The sequence below is a fragment of the Chelatococcus asaccharovorans genome (assembly GCF_003201475.1).
Lineage (GTDB): Bacteria > Pseudomonadota > Alphaproteobacteria > Rhizobiales > Beijerinckiaceae > Chelatococcus > Chelatococcus asaccharovorans.
Genome location: NZ_QJJK01000007.1, coordinates 413760 through 434243 on the forward strand (window position 1 = coordinate 413760; position 20484 = coordinate 434243).

18 protein-coding genes are annotated in these 20484 nt (G+C 65.9%); 12 read left to right on the forward strand and 6 right to left on the reverse strand.

What is annotated here, in order from left to right:
* Positions 1–11: 11 nt before the first annotated feature.
* Positions 12–2063 (reverse strand): NAD(+) synthase, encoded by a 2052-nt coding sequence (locus tag C7450_RS18750; protein ID WP_110375944.1) that lies wholly within the window; start codon positions 2061–2063, stop codon positions 12–14.
* 64 nt (positions 2064–2127) lie between these two features.
* Positions 2128–2802, reverse strand: a complete 675-nt coding sequence (locus tag C7450_RS18755) for a phosphoribosyltransferase (RefSeq protein WP_110376026.1) — start codon at positions 2800–2802, stop codon at positions 2128–2130.
* A gap of 162 nt (positions 2803–2964) precedes the next feature.
* Here C7450_RS18755 and C7450_RS18760 point away from each other — a divergent pair, with 162 nt between their 5' ends.
* Positions 2965–3534, forward strand: coding sequence for an HPF/RaiA family ribosome-associated protein (locus tag C7450_RS18760; RefSeq protein WP_110375945.1), 570 nt, complete (start codon positions 2965–2967; stop codon positions 3532–3534).
* A gap of 482 nt (positions 3535–4016) precedes the next feature.
* Here C7450_RS18760 and C7450_RS18765 read toward each other — a convergent pair whose 3' ends face one another.
* Complete coding sequence (locus C7450_RS18765) at positions 4017–4781, reverse strand: helix-turn-helix transcriptional regulator (protein ID WP_110375946.1); 765 nt, start codon at positions 4779–4781, stop codon at positions 4017–4019.
* A gap of 353 nt (positions 4782–5134) precedes the next feature.
* On the opposite strand from C7450_RS18765, the gene C7450_RS18770 reads away from it, so the two are divergent.
* Positions 5135–5833, forward strand: coding sequence for a YoaK family protein (locus tag C7450_RS18770; RefSeq protein ID WP_110375947.1), 699 nt, complete (start codon positions 5135–5137; stop codon positions 5831–5833).
* Positions 5834–5943: 110 nt separating this feature from the next.
* On the opposite strand, the gene C7450_RS18775 is transcribed toward C7450_RS18770, so the two are convergent.
* The gene (locus tag C7450_RS18775; protein ID WP_245449909.1) at positions 5944–6276 is read right to left on the reverse strand and encodes an ArsR/SmtB family transcription factor; all 333 of its coding nucleotides are present in this window, start codon (positions 6274–6276) and stop codon (positions 5944–5946) included.
* Between the two features lie 224 nt (positions 6277–6500).
* On the opposite strand from C7450_RS18775, the gene C7450_RS18780 reads away from it, so the two are divergent.
* The 3 genes from C7450_RS18780 to C7450_RS18790 all read left to right on the forward strand — a co-directional run bounded on the left by C7450_RS18780 (position 6501) and on the right by C7450_RS18790 (position 11090).
* Positions 6501–6704: a YgaP family membrane protein gene (locus C7450_RS18780; RefSeq protein ID WP_110375949.1), complete on the forward strand. Its 204-nt coding sequence runs from the start codon at positions 6501–6503 to the stop codon at positions 6702–6704.
* 85 nt (positions 6705–6789) lie between these two features.
* Positions 6790–7827: an efflux RND transporter periplasmic adaptor subunit gene (locus C7450_RS18785; RefSeq protein WP_245449911.1), complete on the forward strand. Its 1038-nt coding sequence runs from the start codon at positions 6790–6792 to the stop codon at positions 7825–7827.
* A complete protein-coding gene (locus C7450_RS18790; RefSeq protein ID WP_110375951.1) occupies positions 7824–11090 on the forward strand; it encodes an efflux RND transporter permease subunit in 3267 nt (1088 codons plus the stop codon). Before C7450_RS18785 ends, C7450_RS18790 begins: the two co-directional genes overlap by 4 nt.
* 31 nt (positions 11091–11121) lie before the next feature.
* On the opposite strand, the gene C7450_RS18795 is transcribed toward C7450_RS18790, so the two are convergent.
* Positions 11122–11643, reverse strand: a complete 522-nt coding sequence (locus C7450_RS18795) for a MarR family winged helix-turn-helix transcriptional regulator (protein WP_110375952.1) — start codon at positions 11641–11643, stop codon at positions 11122–11124.
* A 188-nt stretch (positions 11644–11831) separates the two neighbouring features.
* On the opposite strand from C7450_RS18795, the gene C7450_RS18800 reads away from it, so the two are divergent.
* The 7 genes from C7450_RS18800 (at position 11832) to C7450_RS18830 (ending at position 19493) form a co-directional block, all read left to right on the forward strand.
* On the forward strand, positions 11832–12866 hold the full coding sequence (locus tag C7450_RS18800) for an ABC transporter substrate-binding protein (RefSeq protein ID WP_170147316.1): 1035 nt from the start codon (positions 11832–11834) through the stop codon (positions 12864–12866).
* Between the two features lie 2 nt (positions 12867–12868).
* A complete protein-coding gene (locus C7450_RS18805; RefSeq protein WP_146227390.1) occupies positions 12869–13927 on the forward strand; it encodes an ABC transporter ATP-binding protein in 1059 nt (352 codons plus the stop codon).
* Positions 13927–15648, forward strand: a complete 1722-nt coding sequence (locus tag C7450_RS18810) for an ABC transporter permease (protein ID WP_110375955.1) — start codon at positions 13927–13929, stop codon at positions 15646–15648. Before C7450_RS18805 ends, C7450_RS18810 begins: the two co-directional genes overlap by 1 nt.
* A gap of 9 nt (positions 15649–15657) precedes the next feature.
* Positions 15658–16797 (forward strand): CaiB/BaiF CoA transferase family protein, encoded by a 1140-nt coding sequence (locus tag C7450_RS18815; RefSeq protein WP_110375956.1) that lies wholly within the window; start codon positions 15658–15660, stop codon positions 16795–16797.
* A gap of 152 nt (positions 16798–16949) precedes the next feature.
* Entirely contained in the window at positions 16950–17843 is an 894-nt protein-coding gene (locus tag C7450_RS18820) for an SDR family NAD(P)-dependent oxidoreductase (protein WP_110375957.1), read from the forward strand.
* A gap of 1 nt (position 17844) precedes the next feature.
* Entirely contained in the window at positions 17845–19017 is a 1173-nt protein-coding gene (locus C7450_RS18825) for an acetyl-CoA C-acyltransferase (protein WP_110376027.1), read from the forward strand.
* On the forward strand, positions 19014–19493 hold the full coding sequence (locus tag C7450_RS18830; protein ID WP_425351230.1) for a MaoC family dehydratase: 480 nt from the start codon (positions 19014–19016) through the stop codon (positions 19491–19493). Before C7450_RS18825 ends, C7450_RS18830 begins: the two co-directional genes overlap by 4 nt.
* Before the next feature lie 293 nt (positions 19494–19786).
* Here C7450_RS18830 and C7450_RS18835 read toward each other — a convergent pair whose 3' ends face one another.
* On the reverse strand, positions 19787–20449 hold the full coding sequence (locus tag C7450_RS18835; protein WP_110376028.1) for a helix-turn-helix transcriptional regulator: 663 nt from the start codon (positions 20447–20449) through the stop codon (positions 19787–19789).
* Positions 20450–20484 lie beyond the last annotated feature (35 nt).

The window sequence follows — 20484 nt, forward strand, 5'->3', positions numbered from 1 at the left end:
CCGACAGGTCCTCAACCCGCCTCCGGCGGCAGCGCCGCGTCGAGCTCGGCGAGCCACACCGCTGCATCTGCGTCCGAGGGCGCGCGCCAGTCTCCGCGCGGCGAGAGAGAGCCCCCGGAGGAGATCTTCGGGCCGTTGGGCAGCGCCGAGCGCTTGAACTGGCTCGTGAAGAAGCGTTTGAGAAAGACCACGAGCCAGCGGCGGATCTCGGCGCGCGAATAGGCGCGCCGGTCGGCCTCCGGAATGTCCACAGGCCAGCGTCCCCGCTCCACCTCGCCCCATGCCCGTTCTGCGAGAAAGGCGATCTTGGACGGCGGGAAGCCGTAGCGCGTCAGGTAGAACAGGGTAAAGTCCTGCAGCGCGTAGGGGCCGACCACATCCTGGGTCGACTGGATCGCCGCCCCGGGCGCCGCCGGCACCAGCTCGGGGGAAATCTCGGTCGCGAGGATCGCGTTGAGGACCTTGACCGTCGTTGCCGAGACGTCGCCGGAGGCGGCGACGAAGCGGATGAGATGCTGGATCAGGGTCTTCGGCACCGACGCATTGACATTGTAATGGGACATGTGGTCGCCGACGCCATAGGTGCACCAGCCGAGCGCGAGCTCCGAGAGATCGCCGGTTCCGACGACGAGTGCGCCGTTCTGATTGGCGAGGCGGAACAGGTAGTCGGTGCGCAGCCCGGCCTGGACGTTTTCGAAGGTGACGTCATAGACCGCCTCGCCGCGGGCGAAGGGGTGGCCGAGATCGGCCAGCATCTGCTGCGCCGCCGGGCGAATGTCGATCTCGGCGCCGGAGACCCCAAGCGCCTTGATCAGCGCCAGCGCATTGGCCCGCGTCGCCTGCGAGGTCGCGAAGCCCGGCAGCGTGTAGGCGAGCACGTTGGACCGCGGCAGCCCAAGCAGGTCCATCGCCCGTGCGGCCACGATCAGGGCCTGGGTGGAATCAAGCCCCCCCGAGACGCCGATGACCGTGCGCTGCATCCGCGCGGCCGCAAGACGCTGCGCAAGCCCCTGGACCTGGATGTTGTACGCCTCGTAACAGTCCTCGCGCAGCCGGGCGGGATCGGCCGGCACATAGGGAAAGCGCGCAATGATCCGCTCGAGCGCGACGGCATGCGGCGGCCTGTCGAGCACGAAGGTGATGGCGCGGAACGGCGCGGCATCATCCTGCTCCTCGCGCGCGCAGTCGCCGAAAGTGTTCATGCGCATGCGTTCCTGCCGCAGGCGGCCGAGATCGACATCGGCGAGCGTATAGGTCGATGCGCGGGCGAAGCGATCGGTTTCGGCCAGCGCGTCGCCGTTTTCGAAGATGGCGGCCTGGCCGTCCCAGGCGAGGTCGGTGGTCGATTCGCCAGGCCCTGCCGCGGAATAGGCATAGGCCGCGACGCAGCGCGCGGATTGGCTGGCGCACAGCAGCCGCCGGTCGCCGGCCTTGCCGATGGTGATGTTGCTGGCCGAGAGATTGAGCAGAAGTTCGGCGCCCGCCATCGCCGCGCGGGTGGAGGGCGGCAGCGGCACCCAGATGTCCTCGCAGATTTCCACATGGAAGACGAAGGGTATGGAGCCCTCGGAGCGGAAGATGAGGTCCACGCCGAACGGCACCGTCTGCCCGGCGATCGTCGTTACCTCCCCGCGCCGGCCGGCTCCGGCGGTGAAATGGCGGCGCTCGTAGAACTCGCGGTAGTTGGGCAGGTAGCTTTTCGGCACCGCGCCGAGGATTGTGCCGCGATGAATGACCACGGCGGCGTTGAACAGCCGGCCCCCATGGCGGAGCGGCGCCCCGACGACGAGGACCGGGAAGAGGTGGCGCGAGGCCGCGACGATCCGCGCCAGCGCCTGCTCGACGGCGTCGAGCAGCGCATCCTGAAGGAGCAGGTCGTCGATGGCATAGGAGGAGAGGCCGAGCTCCGGGAAGAGCATGACCGCCACGCTGCGGCGGTCCCCTTCCGCCGCCAGGTCGAGGATCGCGGTCGCGGCGAATTCCGGATCGGCGACCCGGCCGATCGGCACACACGCCGCCACGCGCAGAAAGCCGTGCTTGTACATGCAGTCGAAATCCGGCATGCGGTCCCGCCCTCGAATGGGATTTGCTTGATCCATACTACGCTGCGGGCGCGCCGGATGTGCACTAAGATTCCGTTCTCGCCCCCGCCTCCGGCTCCCCGGTCGGAAACCGTGCCAGGATAGAGACGACTGTGTCGTCGTCGACCTGGCTGAAATCCCGGTAGAAATAGCCGATGGCGCCGAACGGCTCCGGGGTGACGAGGCAAACGAGCGCGTCGACCTCCGGGGCAAGTTCGGAAAGCGTGTCGGCGGGTGCGACGGGGACGGCCAGCACGAGCTCTCTCGGGCCGTGCTGGCGGATGGCCCGCAGAGCCGCCTTCATCGTCGCCCCGGTCGCGATACCGTCATCGATGACGATCACCACCTTGCCGGCAAGCGCCGCGCGAGCCCGCAGGCCGATATAGCGGGTCTTTCTGCGCGCGATCTCCGCGAGTTCCGCGTCGCACACACTCTTGAAGGTCGCGTCGCTGAGGCCGGAACTCAGGATCACGTCTTCATTGCGCACGATAACAGGATCCGTTCCGTCAACGACGGCCCCGACGGCGAGTTCGGGTTGCCAGGGCAGGCCGATCTTCCGCACGAGGACCAGATCGAGTGGGGCACCGAGCGCCTCCGCGACCTCCGCGGCGACTGGTACGCCGCCCCGCGGCAGGGCCAGCACCACGGGGTTCCGGCCCTTGTATCCTGCCAGCGCGGCAGCCAGTTGCCGTCCAGCGTCCTTGCGGTCAGAGAAGGTCATGCGGAATTCTCTCCAATCGATGGACGCATTCATTGATACGCGTCAATTCTCCGGCCGCCCGCCGTCACAAAAGGTCGTCGCCGGACCTCGGTTGAGGCATGTCAAAGATGGCCGCCGCGCTTTCCGCGAGCATACGGGTCAACTGACACGGGAGACGATGCCATGGAAACGCCTGTCGAGATCGATTTCCAGGGGATGGCTGCAAACCTGCAGCTCCGGAATGCCATCGATCGCCATATGCTTGAGCTCGAGGAGCGCTACGGCCGGATCACCGCCGGGCGCGTCGTCCTGAAGGCGCCGGGCGCTCATCACCACAAGGGAGGGCTGTTCGAGATCAACATCCGCCTTGCCTTGCCGGAAGGGCGCGAGGTGAATGTCGGGCACACGCGCCAGGACGACGAGCGCTATGCCGATCTCGATTATGCCATCAATGATACGTTCAAGCGGGCGCGTCGCCAGTTGCAGGATCGGGTGCGCCGGTTGCAGGGCGCGGTCAAGCAGCACGAAGGCATCCCCGTCGGCACCGTCGTTGCGCTTGATCCGCGCGGCGAATGCGGATTCATCGCGACCGCGGACGGCCGGGAAATCTATTTTCACCGCAACAGCGTCCTGAAGGAGGAGTTCCCACGTCTCGCCGTCAATGCGCGCGTGACCTATGCCGAAGAGGAAGGCGAGAAGGGCCCGCAGGCGAGTACGGTGCGGTTGCTGAAGAAGCACGGCCTGAAGGTCTAGGGTCAGGACCCATTAATCTGGTTGAAATGGTGTGAGGCCATTTGGCCGGATACAAGAAGCGGAGGTGAAGGAAGCCTTTCGGCTTTCGAGCGCTGCGCGACGCAGTTGCCGGCCAAATGGACCACATCCGAAGGACGCCGAAACGGCTGCGACCTGCGGCGTCGAGCCACTCGGCCGATGGAACCCCATCGACCTTCGCGTCTCTCCAGGAATCTCTTTTTGGCATCTCTTTGCCGTTTCAGGCGCCATTTCCATCATATGAATGGGTCCTGACCCTAGAGCAAAGGTGCTTCTGTCGCCGACTGCTGGTCTCCGCACGAGGGGAGCATCGTTCGCCGCCCTGGATCGCACACCGCCTTCATGCAAGGCGGGATTGCAGCACGCCGGGGAGGGGGCCTGTTCGTCGGGGCCCCGCGGTGTGGAAGCGATCAGCCCGCCCCTCCACCGCCGGCAATGCCCGGTGCGCCTGATCGTTCGGGCATTCAGGCCGGCTGACAGGTGGATGCGCGCCAGCGTCCGGGCGTCGTCCCGGCAATACGTTTGAACACCGTCGTGAAATGGGATTGGTTCTGAAAGCCAACGTCGAGGGCGACATTGACCAAGGGCTCCTCGGACTGCGCCAGCAGAACCTTGGCGCGCGCAATTCGCCGTTGCAGAACATAGTCGTGCGGGCGGAGACCGGTCGCTGCACGGAAACCTGCGGCGAAATACATTCGGCTCAGGCCCGATACGCGCGCGAGGTCGGTCAGCGAGATGGTCTCACCGATATTCTCGTCGATATAGGCAAGCACGCGGTTCAGACGCCATTTCTGCAGCGACGGCGCCGTCTTGCCGGGTTCCGGTGCGCGCAGCCTGAGCCAACGCGCCGCCAAGGCGAGGCGCATCGCATCCGCATAAATGCCGTCATCGACAATTTCGCTTGTCCCGGAGCGGCCGAGCCGGTCGACGAGGCGCTGCATGACCGGGTCGTCCGACAGGATATCGGCCACGGCCGGCGTGGAGAAATCCAGGCTGTCGCCACCTCTCGCCGACGTCTCCGTGGAAAGGGAGATGACGACGCCCATATGCGGCAGCTCGATCCTGACGGTCGCATCCGTCCTTCCCCGCGCAGGGCTCGCCGGACCATTCGCATGGAGGACGGGCGCGACGTCGCATTCTCTGAGACCAGCGGCATGTCTGGCGAGCAGGCCAGCCGGTGCGGATGGCATGGGTCCCATTGAAGGGCCAGTGACTGAGCTGACGGACATGGTTCGATATCCCTCTTGTTCAGGATGAATTTTGGGCCGGATCCCATGCGATCCGAAGGCCGCCGGCCCGGGTGAACCAGCGGGGACGTCCATGGAGCGTCGACCCTCTATTGAGGATATTGCCGTGGATTTCGTTCGACCCGTGCGTAAAAAGATGTCTTTTTTGGTCGATAAGCGAAACTATACCGTGGTTTACAGACATATACGCTGGTCCTAACTCTACAAACCTTCGTATGAGTACGACCGGCGGGATGGCCCTGTCCCATAGGAATCCAGGCGGCATGCGGCCGGGCCGCAGACCGCCGCACGGATGTCTCGCGTCATGATGGCTCGCGGTGAAGCGGGAGTAAGACATGGACCTGATTGGCAACAAGATGGCGCCGCGCAGCACAGTTGGAACTCTGCAGGGGCAGACGTCCGAACCCGATCGCGGGCCCCGGAAGATCGTGCTCGCGACGGCGCTGACCGCGGTTTCGGGCTATGTGGATGCCGTCGGCTATTCGCATCTCGGCCACTTGTACCTGTCGTTCATGAGCGGCAACAGCACGCGTCTCGGTGTGTCCCTGGCAGGGCTGGACTGGAGTGACGCGCTGCTGGCGGCTTCCATCATCGCAGCCTTCGTTGTGGGAGCGGCGGCGGGTACGCTTCTGTCCGATCGGTGGCAGAACGCCGTGCTGCCGGTTGTGCTCGGCGTCGAGCTGGCCGTGGTCCTTGGCGCCAGCGGCATCTATCTCGCCGGCCACGACCGGATCGCGTTAGGGATGATGGCCGCGACGATGGGTATGCAGAATACGCTCCATCAGCGTGTGGCCGGCGCCGATGTCGGCAAGAGCTTCATGACCGGCAACCTGTTCAGCCTCGGCGAGGCGCTGGGCCGCCTGTTCCGCGACCGAAGTCAGCGCGTTCTCCTCTCACAACACGCGCTGTCGTGGGCAACGTTCCTCGCGGGCGTCGTCATTGGCGCACATGCGTTCGCCTATTTGGGGGTTCCGGCCAGTCTGGCCGTTGTCGCGCTCGTTCTCGCCAGTCTGTTCGCCGCGACGTTGCGGTAGGCATTCTCCCCGAACGATCGCAGCGTCACCTGTGCGAAAGGCCGGGTGCGGCCGACGCATTCGCGATGGGCGCGTCATCGGCCCGGTCGGCGATAGGCGGGCCTGCGCCGTCATGCCGGGCTGTCACCGCAGGCTGCCGTCGCGCGATCCTTTGGCGGATGCGCAGGCGGACAGAAGGCCGCGTGAAGTGCCTCAACCACGAGCAGAACCTCCGGCCGGGCGATCCTGTAATAGACGGTCGTCCCCTCGCGGCGGGACTCCACGAGGCCATCGGCCCTGAGCCGCATGAGCTGTTGCGACATCGGCACCTGCTCGATGCCGAGTTCCTGCCGGAGCGCGGCGACGGATTTCTCGTCCCGTCCTAACGCACAGAGCGTGAGGAGCCGTTGCGGATGCGACAGGCTGCGCATCAGCTCGGCGGCACTCTCGGACGCGGGGATCATCTCTTTTACATTCATGGTATTGAATTTAGAATATTTGAATGTTAGATGCAAGGCGAGCCCGAGCAGGAAAGCTCGGGAAGGCCGTTTGGACTGACCCGGGATCAAGCTTCGCCTGCACGCTTTGCGCGGGATCAAGGTGGTTGAGCCCAGGCCGGCGTAGATGACAGCGACGGCGCGAAGTCGAATTGGCGCTGTTGCCCCTGATGACGTTGAGGAGAATGACGATGACAGTCGATCGCGCGGTCATGTTCTTCGCCGGATGCATGGTTCTCGTATCCCTGGCGCTCGGATTCTACATATCCTCTTATTGGTATCTGCTTACGGCCTTCGTCGGGTTGAACTTGATGCAGGCATCGCTGACAGGCTTCTGCCCGGCGGCCATGATCTTCAAGAAGCTCGGACTGAAGGCCGGTGTTGCCTTCCCTTGAGCAACGCCCCACGCCTTGCGGGGCGACCCAGGATGACTGATCGCGGCCATCCCGTGTCGCCGCGCGCCCTTTGAACGGGAAAGCCATGTCACGACAGAAAATGCTTGCGCGAGCCCTCATCGTCTTCGCCCTGTTGGGGGCGTGCGGCACGGGGGCTCGTCTGGCCGCGGCCGGCGAGTTCGTGGCAGAGGCGCGAACAATCGCCGAATTGAAGGCCGTGTTCGGCCAGGTAGAAAGCCGCACCGTCGTGCCGGCGCGCGCGCGGATCGGCGGGACCATCCGCGAAATCGGCATCAGCGAGGGCAGGGAGGTGAAGGAGGGCGAGGTCATCGCCCGCGTGGTCGACGACAAGCTCACCTTCGAGCTTAACGCCGCCGACGCGAAGATCGCCGCTCTTCAGTCGCAGCTCGACAATGCCCGTACGGAATTCGACCGGGCGCAGCAGCTCCTGGCGCGCGGGATCGCGTCGCAGAGCCGGCTCGACCAGGCCAAGACGCAGTTCGACGTGATCGTCAGCCAGGTCGCCGCCGCGCAGGCGGACAAGGCCGTGATCGAGCAGAGGACGCGTGAGGGTGCCATCCTCGCCCCCGCGACGGGACGCGTTCTGACCGTGCCGGTGACGCTCGGCTCGGTGGTCCTTGCCGGCGAGGAGATCGCCCGCATCGCCAGCGGTCAGTATTACCTGCGCCTGTCCCTGCCGGAGCGCCATGCGACGGAGATCAAGGAGGGCGGCACGGTGCTCATCGGGCAGCGCGGCCTCTCGCCGGTGGCGAGCGGCGGCAGCGCGGCCGCACGGCAGGCCCGGATCGCCAAGGTCTACCCGGAAATCGCTGACGGTCGCGTTATTGCCGACGTCGAAGTGGCCGACATCGGCGACTATTTCGTCAACGAGCGCACGCTGGTCTGGATCCCGGTCGGCGAGCGCAAGGTCATCGCGATCCCGCCCGCCGCGGTTACGACCCGGCATGGTGTCGACTACGTCCGCGTCGCGACGCCGGATGGCCCGCTCGATGTCGCGGTCGTTCTCGGCGAGACCTTTCAGGACGGCGGCGGGCCACGCCTCGAAATCCTGACGGGCCTCAGACCCGGCGATCGCATTGTCATGCCGGACGTGGCGCCATGAAGCTCGGAATAGCCGGAGGCCTGACGCGCGCCTTCATCAATTCGCCGCTCACGCCGCTTTTCCTTCTCGCCGCCTTTGCGCTGGGCCTTGTCGCGCTCGTCACGCTGCCGCGTGAGGAGGAGCCGCAGATTTCGGTGCCCCTGGTCGACATCCGTGTCGAGGCCAACGGGCTGAAGGCGGAGGATGCGGTCAAGCTCGTCACGGAGCCGCTCGAGACGATCGTCAAGAGCATCGACGGTGTCGAACATGTCTATTCCCAGACGGAGGACGACGCCGCCGTCATCACGGTGCGCTTCCTTGTCGGCACGAACTCCGATGCGGCGATCCTGCGGGTGCATGAGAAGGTGCGCGCCAATATGGACCGCATCCCGGTCGGCATTCCCGAACCGCTGATCGTCGGCCGCGGCATCGACGATGTGGCGATCGTCGTCGTGACGCTCACGCCGACGCCGGAAGCCGCCGCGCGTTGGACGGAAAATGGTCTCACCCGCCTGGCGCGCGAGCTGCAGGTGGAGGTGGCCAAGCTGCCGGATATCGGCCTCACCTATATTGTCGGCGAACAGCCCGAGACCATTCGCGTCGAACCGGACCCGGAGAAGCTCTCGCTCTACGGTGTCACGCTGCAGCAGCTCAGTTCCAAGATCGAAGGGGCCAACCGCTCCTTCCAGATCGGCCGGGTTCGCGAAGCGGGGCAACAGCGCACGCTCGTCGCCGGCCAGACCCTGCAGACGGCCTCCGAGATCGGCAATCTCTTCATCACGGCCCGCGACGGCCGGCCGGTCTATGTGCGCGATGTCGCCAAGGTGGTTCTCGCCACCCAGCCGAATGAGGCTATCGTCACCGCGGTGCGCAAGGCAGGCGAGGGTGCGGAGATCTCGCTCCAGCGCATGCCGGCGGTGTCGCTCGCCATCGCCAAACGGCCGGGGACCAATGCGGTCGCCATCGCGGACACCATTATCGATCGTCTGGACCAGGTGCGCGGACAGATCTTCCCCGCCGACGTCGCCATGACGGTCACGCGCAATTACGGCGAGAGCGCCAACGAGAAGGCGAACGAGCTGCTGTTCCACCTCGCGCTCGCGACGATTTCGATCATCGTGCTCGTCGCCGTGGCGATCGGCTGGCGGGAGGCTGTTGTCGTCGCCATCGTCATTCCGACGACGATCCTGCTCACGCTCTTCGCCGCGCGCGTCATGGGCTACACGCTCAACCGCGTCAGCCTGTTCGCGCTCATCTTCTCCATCGGCATCCTGGTCGACGACGCCATCGTCGTCATCGAGAACATCGCCCGCCACTGGGCCATGAAGGACGGCCGGCCAAGGATTGAAGCCGCGATCGACGCGGTGGCGGAGGTCGGGAACCCGACGATCGTGGCGACCTTGACCGTCATTGCCGCGCTCCTTCCCATGCTCTTCGTCTCGGGCATGATGGGCCCCTATATGAGCCCCATTCCGGCCAATGCCTCGGCTGCGATGCTGTTCTCCTTCTTCGTCGCCGTCGTGGTCACCCCCTGGCTCATGGTCAAGCTCGGCGGCAAGGCGGATGCGCCGCAGCATGGGCACGGCGCCGGCCAGGGTGGCTGGCTTGGACGCGCCTATGTCGCGGTCGCCAGGCCCATCCTCAGAAGCCGCGCACGGGCCTGGACCTTCCTTGGCGTCGTCGGCATCGCCACGCTCGCCTCGCTCGGCTTCATCTACACCCGGCATGTCACGGTGAAGCTCCTGCCGTTCGACAACAAGACCGAGCTTGAGGTGGTGGTCGACCTGCCGAAAGGGTCCTCGGTCGAGGACACCAACCGTTCGCTGCAGGCGATCGTCGCGCGTCTGGCGCCGATCCCGGAGGTCGTCTCCTTTGAGACTTATGCGGGGACCTCGGCGCCCTTCAACTTCAACGGCCTGGTGCGGCACTATTACCTGCGCTCCCAGCCGCAGCAGGGTGACGTGGCCGTCAATCTGACGCCGAAGGGTGAACGCAGCCGCCCGAGCCACGCCATCGCCCTCGACATCCGCGAACGCCTGCAGGGGCTCGACCTGCCATCAGGCACGGCGGTGAAGGTCGTGGAGCCGCCGCCGGGGCCGCCCGTGCTCGGCACGTTGCTCGCCGAGATCTACGGGCCGGATCCCGAAACCCGCCGGGCGGTCGCGGCGAAGGTGCGCCAGGCTTTCGAGAGCGTGCCCTTCATCGTCGACGTCGACGACAGCTATGGCCGGCCGGCCGAGCGGGTGCGCATTGCGATCGACCAGGACAATCTCGAATTTTACAAGGTCGAGCAGAGCGACGTCTATGACACCCTGCGCGCTTTGTACCGCGGGACCACCGTCGGCTATTCGCATCGCGGCAGCGGTCGCCAGCCGATCCCGATCGTCGTCGCGCTGGCCAAGGGCGACGGCGTGGTGGGCGAGCGCGGCCTCACCGTGCCGGTGCCGGCGAACGCGCTGCCGGGCGACAAGAGCATCGTTGAACTCGGCGATGTCGTCACGGTGACCCGCGAGCCGGCCTCATATCCCATTTTCCGTCACAACGGTCGTGCCGCGGAGATGATCACCGGCGAACTCGCCGGTGCGTTCGAGGCGCCCGTCTACGGCATGATCGCGGTGTCGGAGGCCATCGACAAGGCGGACTGGGGCAATGTGCCGAAGCCTGCCATCGCGCTCCATGGCCAGCCCGACGACGAGGCCCGCCCGACCCTCCTCTGGGATGGGGAATGGGAGGTGACATGGGTCACCTTCCGTGACATGGGCGCAGCCTTCGCCGTGGCGATCCTCGGCATCTACATCCTGGTGGTCGCCCAGTTCGGTTCGTTCAAGCTGCCGCTGGTCATCCTGACGCCGATCCCGCTGACCCTCATCGGCATCATGTTCGGCCACTGGCTGTTCGGCGCGCCCTTCTCGGCGACCTCGATGATCGGCTTCATCGCGCTCGCCGGCATCATCGTGCGCAATTCGATTCTGCTGGTCGACTTCATCCGCCATGCGCGCTCGCCCGATCGGCCGCTGATCGACGTGCTGCTGGAGGCCGGCGCCATCCGCTTCAAACCGATCCTGCTGACGGCGCTCGCCGCCATGATCGGCGCGGCGGTGATCCTGACCGACCCGATCTTCCAGGGGCTCGCCATCTCGCTCCTGTTCGGGCTCGCCTCCTCGACGGCGCTGACCGTGCTCGTCATCCCGGCGATCTATATTGCGTTGCGCGGCGGCACGAACCCGGAGAAGAATCCAGGCGCCCACCGCGCGATAACGCCTTCGGAACCCAGGGCGATCTGACGGAGCCCGCCGTCAGGCCCATGGCGGGGTTTCAAGGTCGATCGGAACGCTCGGACGCTTTGGGATCAGGGGAGATCGCCTCGGCCTCCCCGTTCTCCGCGATCGATTCCTCGAGCATGGCATCGGCTTCCGCCTGGAGCCGGTCGAGACATTCGATCAGGAACGCGGCGGACCCCTCGGGGAGGCAGGCCAGCAGTCTTTCATGACGCCACTGCGCTACGGCAAGAACGGCGGCATGCATCTTGCGGCCTTCCGCGGTGAGTGTCAGGAGAATCCGGCGCCCGTCCCGGCTGTCAGGACTGCCTTTGATCAATCCCCGGCGGCGCAGGCTGTCTGCCGAGAGGCTGACCCACCCCTTGTCGGTTGCCAGGTTGCGGCTCACCTCCCGCGCCGTCGTCGGTTCGCAGGAGGCGATGATCGACAGCACCCGCCACTCCGGCAGCGATATCCCGAACGCGTCGCGATAGCGGCGGCTGGCGTAGAGACCCAACGTATTCGACAGCCTGAGAAGGCGTGACGACAGGAAGTCGGTGACTGAGTCCGGCTTTTTCATGATCCGTTATTTACCAGTTGACGGTCCCATCGATCAAGCCATATGGTAGTGATCACAACCAATTTAATCCGGCCGTGGCCGTCTTCGAGCCCACCGGATCAATCGTCGCCTGGCAGTTGCGGGTAAGGGTTCTGCCGGTCGGCAGGATGCCCGCGGGCAAGACCAGGCGCCATCAGGGAGGGGACATAATGCTGAACCGGCGCATGGTGCTGTGGCGCGGATTGGCTGCGGGAGCGGCCTCGACTGCGCTCGGGCGATCGGCTTTTGCCGAACCCGGTTGGGAGGGCGTGGTCGCCAAGGCCAAGGCGGAGGGGCGGGCCATCTACTACTCAAGCGGGATCGCCAAGACGGAGGAGCCGCTCATGGCGCAGTTCGGCAAGACGGCCGGCTTCGCCGTCGAATATGCCCGGCCTGGCGGCGGCGAGATCGTGCTGCGCAAATACGAGCAGGAGATCAAGGGCGGTGCGGAATCCGCGGATGTCTGCGGATTGAGCGACTACGCGCTGGGGATCTATGCCCGCGACAAGGGCTATGCAGCAACGCCCGACCTTCCCAATCTGGCCAAGCTCAGCAGCGCCTTCGCGATGACGGATCCGGGCATCTATCCGACCGGTGGCCTGACCATGCCGATCATCGTCAACAAGACGATGATTCCAGACGGTCAAGGTCCGACCAAATATACCGACCTGATCGACCCTAAATATAAGGGGAAGATCCTGTTCGGCGCGCCGGAGAACGCCGGAACGTCGACGCTGCTCATCAAGGGCCTGGTGGAACAACATGGCTGGGACTTCATCAAGGCGCTGCGCGCCAACGAAGTCAGCGAAATGCGGCTGCAGGCCGAGGCGATGCAGGCGGTCGCCCGCGGTGAGAAGCCGATCTGCGTGGTCGCCCAGGCCTGGGGCTTTCTCTACCAGCTGCAGGGCGCGCCGACGCGCATGATCTTCCCGGAGGACGGGACGGTGCTTGCCCGCTACTGCTTCTTCATCTCCAAGAAGGCGGCGCATCCCGCGGCCGGCGCGGTTCTCGCAAACCACCTGCTTTCGGCCGACTATCAGAAGGCGCTCGCCGAGGAGAACGGCTTCTACGGATCGAACAGCGATGCGCCGCCGCCTCCGGGCATGCCCGCGGTCTCGGCCCTGAAAATTTACTCGCCTAACCTTGTCGAACTCACGGCGCAACGCGGTGAGATCATCGACACCTGGCGCAAGATCATGGGCTGACCGTGTCGCGAGTGGAAGTCATCAATCTTGTGAAGCGCTTCGGCGCCATGCGGGCCGTCGACGACGTGTCGTTCGACGTGCCCGAGGGCGGCATCACCACGATGCTCGGACCGTCCGGCTGCGGCAAGACCACCATCCTGCGCTGTATCGCCGGGCTGGAGACGGCAACGTCGGGCGACATCGTCATCGGCTCCCGTGCCGTCTTCAGCGGCGGACAGGACGTCGTCCCGGTCGAGGCGCGCAATCTCGGCATGGTGTTCCAGTCCTATGCGATCTGGCCCCATATGACGATCGCCCAGAACGTGGCCTATGGGCTCAAGGTTCGCGGTTACCCGCGTGAGGACATCGCGCGGCGCGTGCGTGCCGCCCTCGATCTGGTCCGACTGCCGGGCTATGCGGAGCGCTTTCCCGGCCAGTTGTCGGGCGGGCAGATGCAACGCGTGGTCCTGGCACGCGCCATCGCCTACGATCCGGAGCTTCTGCTGCTCGACGAGCCGCTCGCCAATCTCGACGCCCATTTGCGCGAGGAGATGCGACAGGAGCTCAAGCGCATTCAGCGCGAGACCGGCATGACGATGGTGGCGGTCACGCACGACCAGTCGGAAGCCTTGGCGCTGTCCGACCAGATCATGGTCATGTCGTCCGGGCGCATCCTGCAGAGAGGCCGGCCGGAGGAGATCTTCCGCCATCCGCGGACGGCCGAGGTCGCGCGCTTCCTGGGTGCGACCAACGTGCTCTCGGCGCATCGCGTCGATGGCTGTCTTGTTGTCGCGGGTGTCGGGGCGGTGCCCGACGAGGCGCAGGGCACGGCGGCCGACCGTGCCGCGATTCTCTTTCGGCCGTCCGACATTGTCCTGCGGCCGGGGGACGCGGAGGGCGGCTGGCCGGGGCGGATCGTCTTCGCTCAGTTCCTCGGCCGCGAGGTGCAATATCTCATCCGTTGCGGCGACACGGAGCTCACGGCCGAGGTGTCCGGCCGTGGTGGCGTCCTCGAGGAAGGGGCGACCGTGTCGGTCACTGTCGCGCCGGGGGCCTTGCTTGTCTATCCGGAGGCCGCCTGATGTCCGTGGCACAGCCGGCTTTGACGGTCGCGCCCCCCGTGCGGCTCAAGCCGCAACGCAGCGTCGGTCTCATCATCGTTTACGCCTTGACCGCCGCGGCCCTTCTCCTGCTGACGGTCTATCCGATGGTCTGGCTGCTGATCGGCAGCCTGAGCGACAGGGACGGCGGCTACAGCGTCGCGAACTACATCGAGCTTCACGACAAATTCGGGGCGGGCGGCGTCCTCATCAACTCGTGGGTGTTCGCCTTCGGTGCCGCCGCCGCCGCCACGATAACCGGCGTTCTGCTCGCCGTGCTGGTCGCGCGCACCGATGTGCCGCTCAAGAAGCTCGCGCGCTTTTCGGCCATTCTCGCCTTCGTCTCGCCGCCGTGGCTCACCGCGATGGCCTATGTCTATATCGCCAGCCCCAACGCGGGGCTGGTCAATCAGCTCTTCGACCAGATCGTGGGTATCAAGCCGTTCGATATCCAGTCGATGTCGGGCATGATCTTCGTGACCGCGCTCTTCCTCTATTCCTTCGTGTTTCTCACCGTCGAGGCCGCCCTGTCCTCCGTGGACGGCAGCTTCGAGGAGGCCGCGCGGGTCGCGGGCGCGCGCCCGCTCCGGGTCATCCGCACGGTGACGTTGCCGCTGGTCACGCCGGCGATCGTCTCGGCGACGGCCTTCTCGATCATCATTGCCTGGGGGCTCTTCGCGGTTCCCGCCATCCTCGGCATGCCGGCGCGGATCTATGTCTTTTCCACGCAGCTCTACCTTTTCCTCAGCTCCTTTCCGCCGCGGCTGGAACTCGCCGCCGCGATGGGGGTGACCTTCGTCGCCACCGCCCTGGTGGTGGGCATGCTGGTGTGGGTCGTGCAGCGTCGCCGGCAGTCCAACAGCTTCGCCGTGGTGATCGGCAAGGGCGCGCGTGCGGCCGCCGTTCCCCTGCGGCGCTGGCGTCCGGTCGCGGCGCTTTTCATCGTGCTCTTGTCGCTGCTCTCGGTGATCGGCCCCTATCTCGTCGTGCTGTGGATGTCGCTCAACACGCGCTGGTTCGGCAATGCGAGCCTGGCGGGGCTGTCCCTCGCCAACTTCGACTATGTGGTCCGGCAGTATTTCGCGTTCTGGCAGATCAGCGGCAACACACTCCGGATCGCCGCGATGGAGGTGGTCATCGTTCTCCTCGTCGCCACGGCCGTGAGCTATTTCACGCGCCGGACGAAGCTGCGCGGGCGCTTCCTCCTGCAGGGGGCGGCGATGTACACGCTGCTGGTCCCGTCCGTGGCCTTCCTCACGGCGGTCATGTGGGCCTGGATCGGCGCGCCGATCGCCCTCTACGGCGGGCTGACCCTCATCGCGATGACCCAGGCGGCGCGATCCCTGCCCATCGCCACCCGCAATATCGGCGACGGTTTCGGGCAGATCGACCGCTCCCTGGAAGAGGCGGCGCGCATATGCGGGGCCGGCAGGCTTCGCACGCTGGCGACGGTGACGCTGCCGCTGCTGCGGCCGGTTCTGCTGGCGGCCTTCACGGTGGTTTTCCTGTCGGCGCTGCGCGACCTCAATACGCCGCTTTTCCTGGGCGGCGGTTCGACGAAATCGATGACACTGTCGGTGCTCATCTTCCAGTTCTGGTCGGAGACGCGGATCGGCGAGGCGGCTGCCCTGACCATCATCCTCCTGTCGGTCACGCTCGCCATCTTCCTGCCGCTCTCGCGGACCTTCTCCCGCGGTTATTGAGGACAAGCGATGCAGCCGCTCGAAGGCTTCCGGGTGCTCGATCTGACGCATGTGCTGGCGGGGCCTTGCGCGACGCATCATTTGCGCTGCCTCGGCGCCGAGGTGATCAAGGTCGAGAGGCCGGGAAGCGGGGATCCCATGCGCGCGTTGGCGCTCCAGCCGGAGCTCGGGGGCTTGCCGCCGGGCTTTCGGACGCTCAACGCCGGCAAGAAATCCGTCGTGATCGACCTGGCGACCGCCGAGGGCCGCGCGGCCATTCTGCGCCTCGCCGAAAGCGCCGACATCTTCGTCGAGAACTTTCGTCCGGGCGTCGCGAAGCGGCTCGGCCTCGGCGCCGACGACATGCGTTCGGTGCGGCCCGACGTCATCTACTGTTCGATCTCCGGGTGGGGGCAGTCCGGCGCCTACAGCGCGAGGGGGGCCTACGACCACGTCATCCAGGCGGCGACCGGAATGATGGCGCTGCAGGGCAACAGCAGCGATCGGGCGCCGGTGAAGGTCGGCTTTCCCGTGGTCGACATCGCCACGGGAATGGCCGCCGCCGAGGCGATCCTGGCTGCGGTCATCCGGCGCCTGCGTGGCGACAAGGGGCCCATCACGATCGATGTTTCGATGGTCGATTCCGCCCTGTCGCTCATGTCCGGCCCGGCATCCGCGACGCTCGCCACGGGGAGGGCGCCGGAGAAGGTCGGCAACCGCGGCTTCGTCGGCAGCCCGGGGGCTGAAACCTTCGCGACATCCGACGGGCATCTCTCCGTGGCGGCGAATACCAAAGGCCAGTTCGCGACGCTCTGCCGCCTGCTCGGCAGGCCGGAACTGGCCGAGCCGCCCTATCTGCCGGGCAATCTGGCGGGCGAGGCCTTCCTGGCCAACCTGGCAACGGACGAACTGCGCGAGGCGCTCGGCGCCGCCTTCGCACAGGCCCGGGCGAGCGAGCTCGAGGTGGCGCTGAACGCGGCGGGTGTGCCGGCCGCGCGCGTCCGCGATCTCGGCGAATATCTCGCCGAGCTCTATCCGGCGACGCCGGGCATCGGCCTTGTCGGCGAACCGGTTGCGTTGGCGCCGCCGTTCCGCTGGGAGCAGGACGCGCCGCTCGATGTGCCGCCCGCCCCGCGCCTCGGCGCCGATACGGCCATGGTCGTGGATTGAACAGCCGAAACGTCCTGCCTGCGTATTCCACCGGCAGCTCAGGGCACTCCTCAGTCCTGGGCGCCAACCAGTCCAGGCACACATGTCATCGCGTCGCGAGATGAAGCATTCAGCGCGCTCGCGCCACGCTCAAGGGATAAGGACATAATTAAATGATCGATCTGACGGGAAGAGTGGCGATCGTCACGGGTGCGGGCAGCGGCCTTGGGCGAGACCATGCGCTGCTTCTGGCCGGCCGGGGTGCCAAGGTTGTCGTGAACGATCTGTCGCATGCGGCCGCGCAGGCGGTCGCCGAGGAGATCGTCTCCGCCGGTGGCGAGGCGCTTCCCGTCGCGGCCTCTGTCGCCGACGCCGAGGCCGTATCGGCGATGGTCCGGGAGACGATTGAACGGTGGGCCAAGGTCGACATTCTCGTCAACAATGCCGGCATCCTGCGCGACAAGACCTTTGCAAAGATGGACCTGGACGATTTCAGGCTGGTCGTCGACGTCCATCTGATGGGGGCGGTTCATTGCACCAAGGCGGTGTGGAACCACATGCGCGAGCGCAGCTACGGCCGCATCGTCATGACCACGTCGTCCTCGGGCCTCTACGGCAATTTCGGCCAGTCCAACTACGGCGCGGCCAAGATGGCGCTCGTCGGATTGATGCAGACGCTGGCGCTGGAAGGCGCACGCCATGACATCCGGGTCAATTGCATCGCGCCCACCGCCGCCACGCAGATGCTCGACGGCATTCTCCCCCAGGCGGAACTCGATCTGCTGCGGCCCGGTTGCGTCAGCCCCGGCATCCTGGCCCTGGTGCGGGAGGATGCGCCGACCAGGACGATCCTGTGTGCAGGCGCGGGCTCGTTCGAGACCGCCCATATCACGCTCACGCGCGGTGCGTTCCTTGGACGCGGTCCCGACGTGGCCGACGCGCTCGTCGCGCGCTGGCCGGAGATCATCGACCGCAGCGGTGATTATGTGCCCGAGGCCGGAGAGCGGCAGGGGCGCCTCGAACTTGAGAATGCGGGTTACGTCCGCGCCGCCGGCCGGGAGCAATGACATGCGTGACGCGGTGATCGTTGCCACAGCCAGGACGCCGATCGGCAAGGCCTATCGCGGCGCGTTCAATGCGACGCCTGCGCCCACGCTGGCCGCCCATGCCTTGCGCGCAGCCGTGGAACGGGCGGGGATCGCGCCGGGCGAATGCGAGGATTGCATTCTCGGCTGCTCGCTCCCGCAAGGCTATCAACACACGATTGGACGCATGGCGGCATTGCGGGCCGGGCTGCCGGTTGACGTGCCGGGCATGACGATCGAGCGGCAGTGTGCGTCCGGGCTGATGACCATCGCCACCGCGGCCAAACAGATCATCGTCGACCGCATGGACATCATCCTCGCCGGCGGCGTCGAGTCGATCTCGCTCGTCCAGACGCCCGAATTGCGGATCGATCCGGATCCCGAACTCGTCGCCATGCACGATGACGCCTATATGGCGATGATCGATACGGCCGAGGTCGTCGCCCGGCGCTACGGCATTGCGCGCGCGGAGCAGGATGCCTATGCGCTGCAATCGCAGCAGCGCACGGCGGCGGCGCAGGTGGCCGGCCGCTTCGACGCCGAGATAATCCCGGTTACCGCAAGCAAGAGGGTTATCGACAAGGAGACCGGGGCGGACATCATGGAGCTCGTGACCCTGACGCGGGACGAGGGCAACCGCCCGAACAGCGATCTCGCGGGCCTTGCATCCCTGAAGGCCGTGCGGGAGGAGGGGGCCATAACAGCCGGCAACGCCAGCCAATTGTCGGACGGCGCGTCGGTCGCGGTCCTCATGGAGGCGAAACTGGCGGAAAGACGGGGGCTGACGCCGCTTGGCCGCTATGTCGGGATGGCCGTTGCCGGAACGAAGCCCGACGAGATGGGCATCAGCCCGGTTTTCGCGGTGCCCAGGCTCTTGCAGCGCTTTGGCCTCGGCATCGACGACATCGGTCTGTGGGAATTGAATGAGGCCTTCGCCGTGCAGGTTCTCTATTGTCGCGATCGACTCGGCATTCCCGACGCCTTGCTCAATGTTGACGGCGGCGCGATTGCCATCGGGCACCCCTATGGGATGTCCGGAGCGCGCATGGTCGGGCATGCGCTGATCGAAGGGAAGCGCCGTGGCGTCCGCCATGTTGTGGTGACCATGTGCGTCGGCGGCGGCATGGGCGCGGCGGGGCTCTTCGAGGTTCTATGACCATGGACAAGGACGCGCTCACCATCGATGCCTATGCACGGCTGGTCGGACAGGAGGTCGGAACGTCCGGATGGATCGCGATCGACCAGCCGCGGATCGACAGCTTCGCCGACGCGACGCTCGACCGGCAGTATATCCATGTCGATCCCGCTCGGGCGAAGGATTCGCCGTTTGGCGGCACCATCGCCCATGGCTTTCTGTCCGTATCGCTGCTCAGCCGCATGTTGTTCGACGTCCTTCCGAAGTTCAGGGATGTCGATTTGAACGTCAATTACGGTATGAACCGTCTCCGGTTTCTCTCGCCTGTGAAATGCGGCAGCCGCATACGGGGGCGTTTCGTCCTCACGGACGTGGAGACAAGGAGTGCCGGCCAGGTTCTTTTGACCCACGAGGTGACGGTCGAGATAGAACACGGCCCAAGGCCGGCCCTCGTGGCGGAATGGCTGATCTTGCTGACGCAAGGACAACGCGATTGACAGGCGTCGACCGCACCATGTTGGGGCAGAAGCAGATCAAGGCACCCATGGCGAGGGTGGGTGCGATCGCAGCCGCGGCGGAAGCTGAACATTCTGCTTGCGCACAATAAGACGTCGATTGCCGTCTGCCGGGCGTCGTGACGTGTGCGTGATCATTGCGCGTGATACGCCGGCCTCAAGCTGACGCTCATCGATTGCAGTGCCGGCGCCGTCATCGGCGCCTCGGCCCCCGGGTCTTTTTTCGAGCGAAGTGGACACCGGTTCGCGTGAAGACAATGCGTAGAAACAAAGACCTAGATCGCGTCCGCCCTTATGCGGTAGGCGCAGCGGCGCGCGCCGAGGACGATATGCTCCGTCCGCTCGATCGAACAATCCGGTCCAAGCATCTCACGGAAAATGGCAAGCTCTGCCCGGCAGAAGCCTTGGCATGCGGCCGCGGCGGCACAGATGGGGCAATGGTTCTCGATCAACAACCAGCCGTCACCATCATCCGCCTGATGGTACTCGGCCATGTAGCCTTCCCGCGAGCGGATGTCCGCCAAAGCGGCCACCCGCGCTTCCAGGCCCTTGATCGAACGCAGTTTGGCGCGATAGTGAGCCCGCATTTCATCTTCACGCGCGCCGACGAGCTGATCCAGCACATCCGCTCCGAGCCGGTTGCGGATAGCGCTCAAAAGGCTGACGGTGAGCTCCGCATGGGCATCTGGAAAGCACGCGTTACCCCTGCCGGTCAGGCGCCAGAACTGCCTCGGCCGGCCAACGCCGCGAACGACGGATTCGGTTTCAACCAGGCCTTCCGCAGCGAGCTTGGCCAGCTGCTGGCGCGCATTCTCGCCGGTCGTGCCGAGCGCGCGCCCGAGGTCCGCCGCAGTCTGCGGTCCGCGGGTCTTCAACAGCAACAGGAAGCGATCCGGGTTGGAGCGCCCTTGCGACCTGTCCGCGCGCGAAATCGACATATCCTCGCTATCGATGATATTCAAAGCAATGGCTT

Excerpts from the sequence above, each read along its gene's own strand:
- C7450_RS18750 (WP_110375944.1), bottom strand. The coding sequence starts at position 2,063 with ATGCCGGATTTCGACTGCATGTACAAGCACGGCTTTCTGCGCGTGGCG.
- C7450_RS18755 (WP_110376026.1), bottom strand. The coding sequence starts at position 2,802 with ATGACCTTCTCTGACCGCAAGGACGCTGGACGGCAACTGGCTGCCGCG.
- C7450_RS18760 (WP_110375945.1), top strand. The coding sequence starts at position 2,965 with ATGGAAACGCCTGTCGAGATCGATTTCCAGGGGATGGCTGCAAACCTG.
- C7450_RS18765 (WP_110375946.1), bottom strand. The coding sequence starts at position 4,781 with ATGTCCGTCAGCTCAGTCACTGGCCCTTCAATGGGACCCATGCCATCC.
- C7450_RS18770 (WP_110375947.1), top strand. The coding sequence starts at position 5,135 with ATGGACCTGATTGGCAACAAGATGGCGCCGCGCAGCACAGTTGGAACT.
- C7450_RS18775 (WP_245449909.1), bottom strand. The coding sequence starts at position 6,276 with ATGATCCCCGCGTCCGAGAGTGCCGCCGAGCTGATGCGCAGCCTGTCG.
- C7450_RS18780 (WP_110375949.1), top strand. The coding sequence starts at position 6,501 with ATGACAGTCGATCGCGCGGTCATGTTCTTCGCCGGATGCATGGTTCTC.
- C7450_RS18785 (WP_245449911.1), top strand. The coding sequence starts at position 6,790 with ATGTCACGACAGAAAATGCTTGCGCGAGCCCTCATCGTCTTCGCCCTG.
- C7450_RS18790 (WP_110375951.1), top strand. The coding sequence starts at position 7,824 with ATGAAGCTCGGAATAGCCGGAGGCCTGACGCGCGCCTTCATCAATTCG.
- C7450_RS18795 (WP_110375952.1), bottom strand. The coding sequence starts at position 11,643 with ATGAAAAAGCCGGACTCAGTCACCGACTTCCTGTCGTCACGCCTTCTC.
- C7450_RS18800 (WP_170147316.1), top strand. The coding sequence starts at position 11,832 with ATGCTGAACCGGCGCATGGTGCTGTGGCGCGGATTGGCTGCGGGAGCG.
- C7450_RS18810 (WP_110375955.1), top strand. The coding sequence starts at position 13,927 with ATGTCCGTGGCACAGCCGGCTTTGACGGTCGCGCCCCCCGTGCGGCTC.
- C7450_RS18815 (WP_110375956.1), top strand. The coding sequence starts at position 15,658 with ATGCAGCCGCTCGAAGGCTTCCGGGTGCTCGATCTGACGCATGTGCTG.
- C7450_RS18820 (WP_110375957.1), top strand. The coding sequence starts at position 16,950 with ATGATCGATCTGACGGGAAGAGTGGCGATCGTCACGGGTGCGGGCAGC.
- C7450_RS18825 (WP_110376027.1), top strand. The coding sequence starts at position 17,845 with ATGCGTGACGCGGTGATCGTTGCCACAGCCAGGACGCCGATCGGCAAG.
- C7450_RS18830 (WP_425351230.1), top strand. The coding sequence starts at position 19,014 with ATGACCATGGACAAGGACGCGCTCACCATCGATGCCTATGCACGGCTG.
- C7450_RS18835 (WP_110376028.1), bottom strand. The coding sequence starts at position 20,449 with ATGTCGATTTCGCGCGCGGACAGGTCGCAAGGGCGCTCCAACCCGGAT.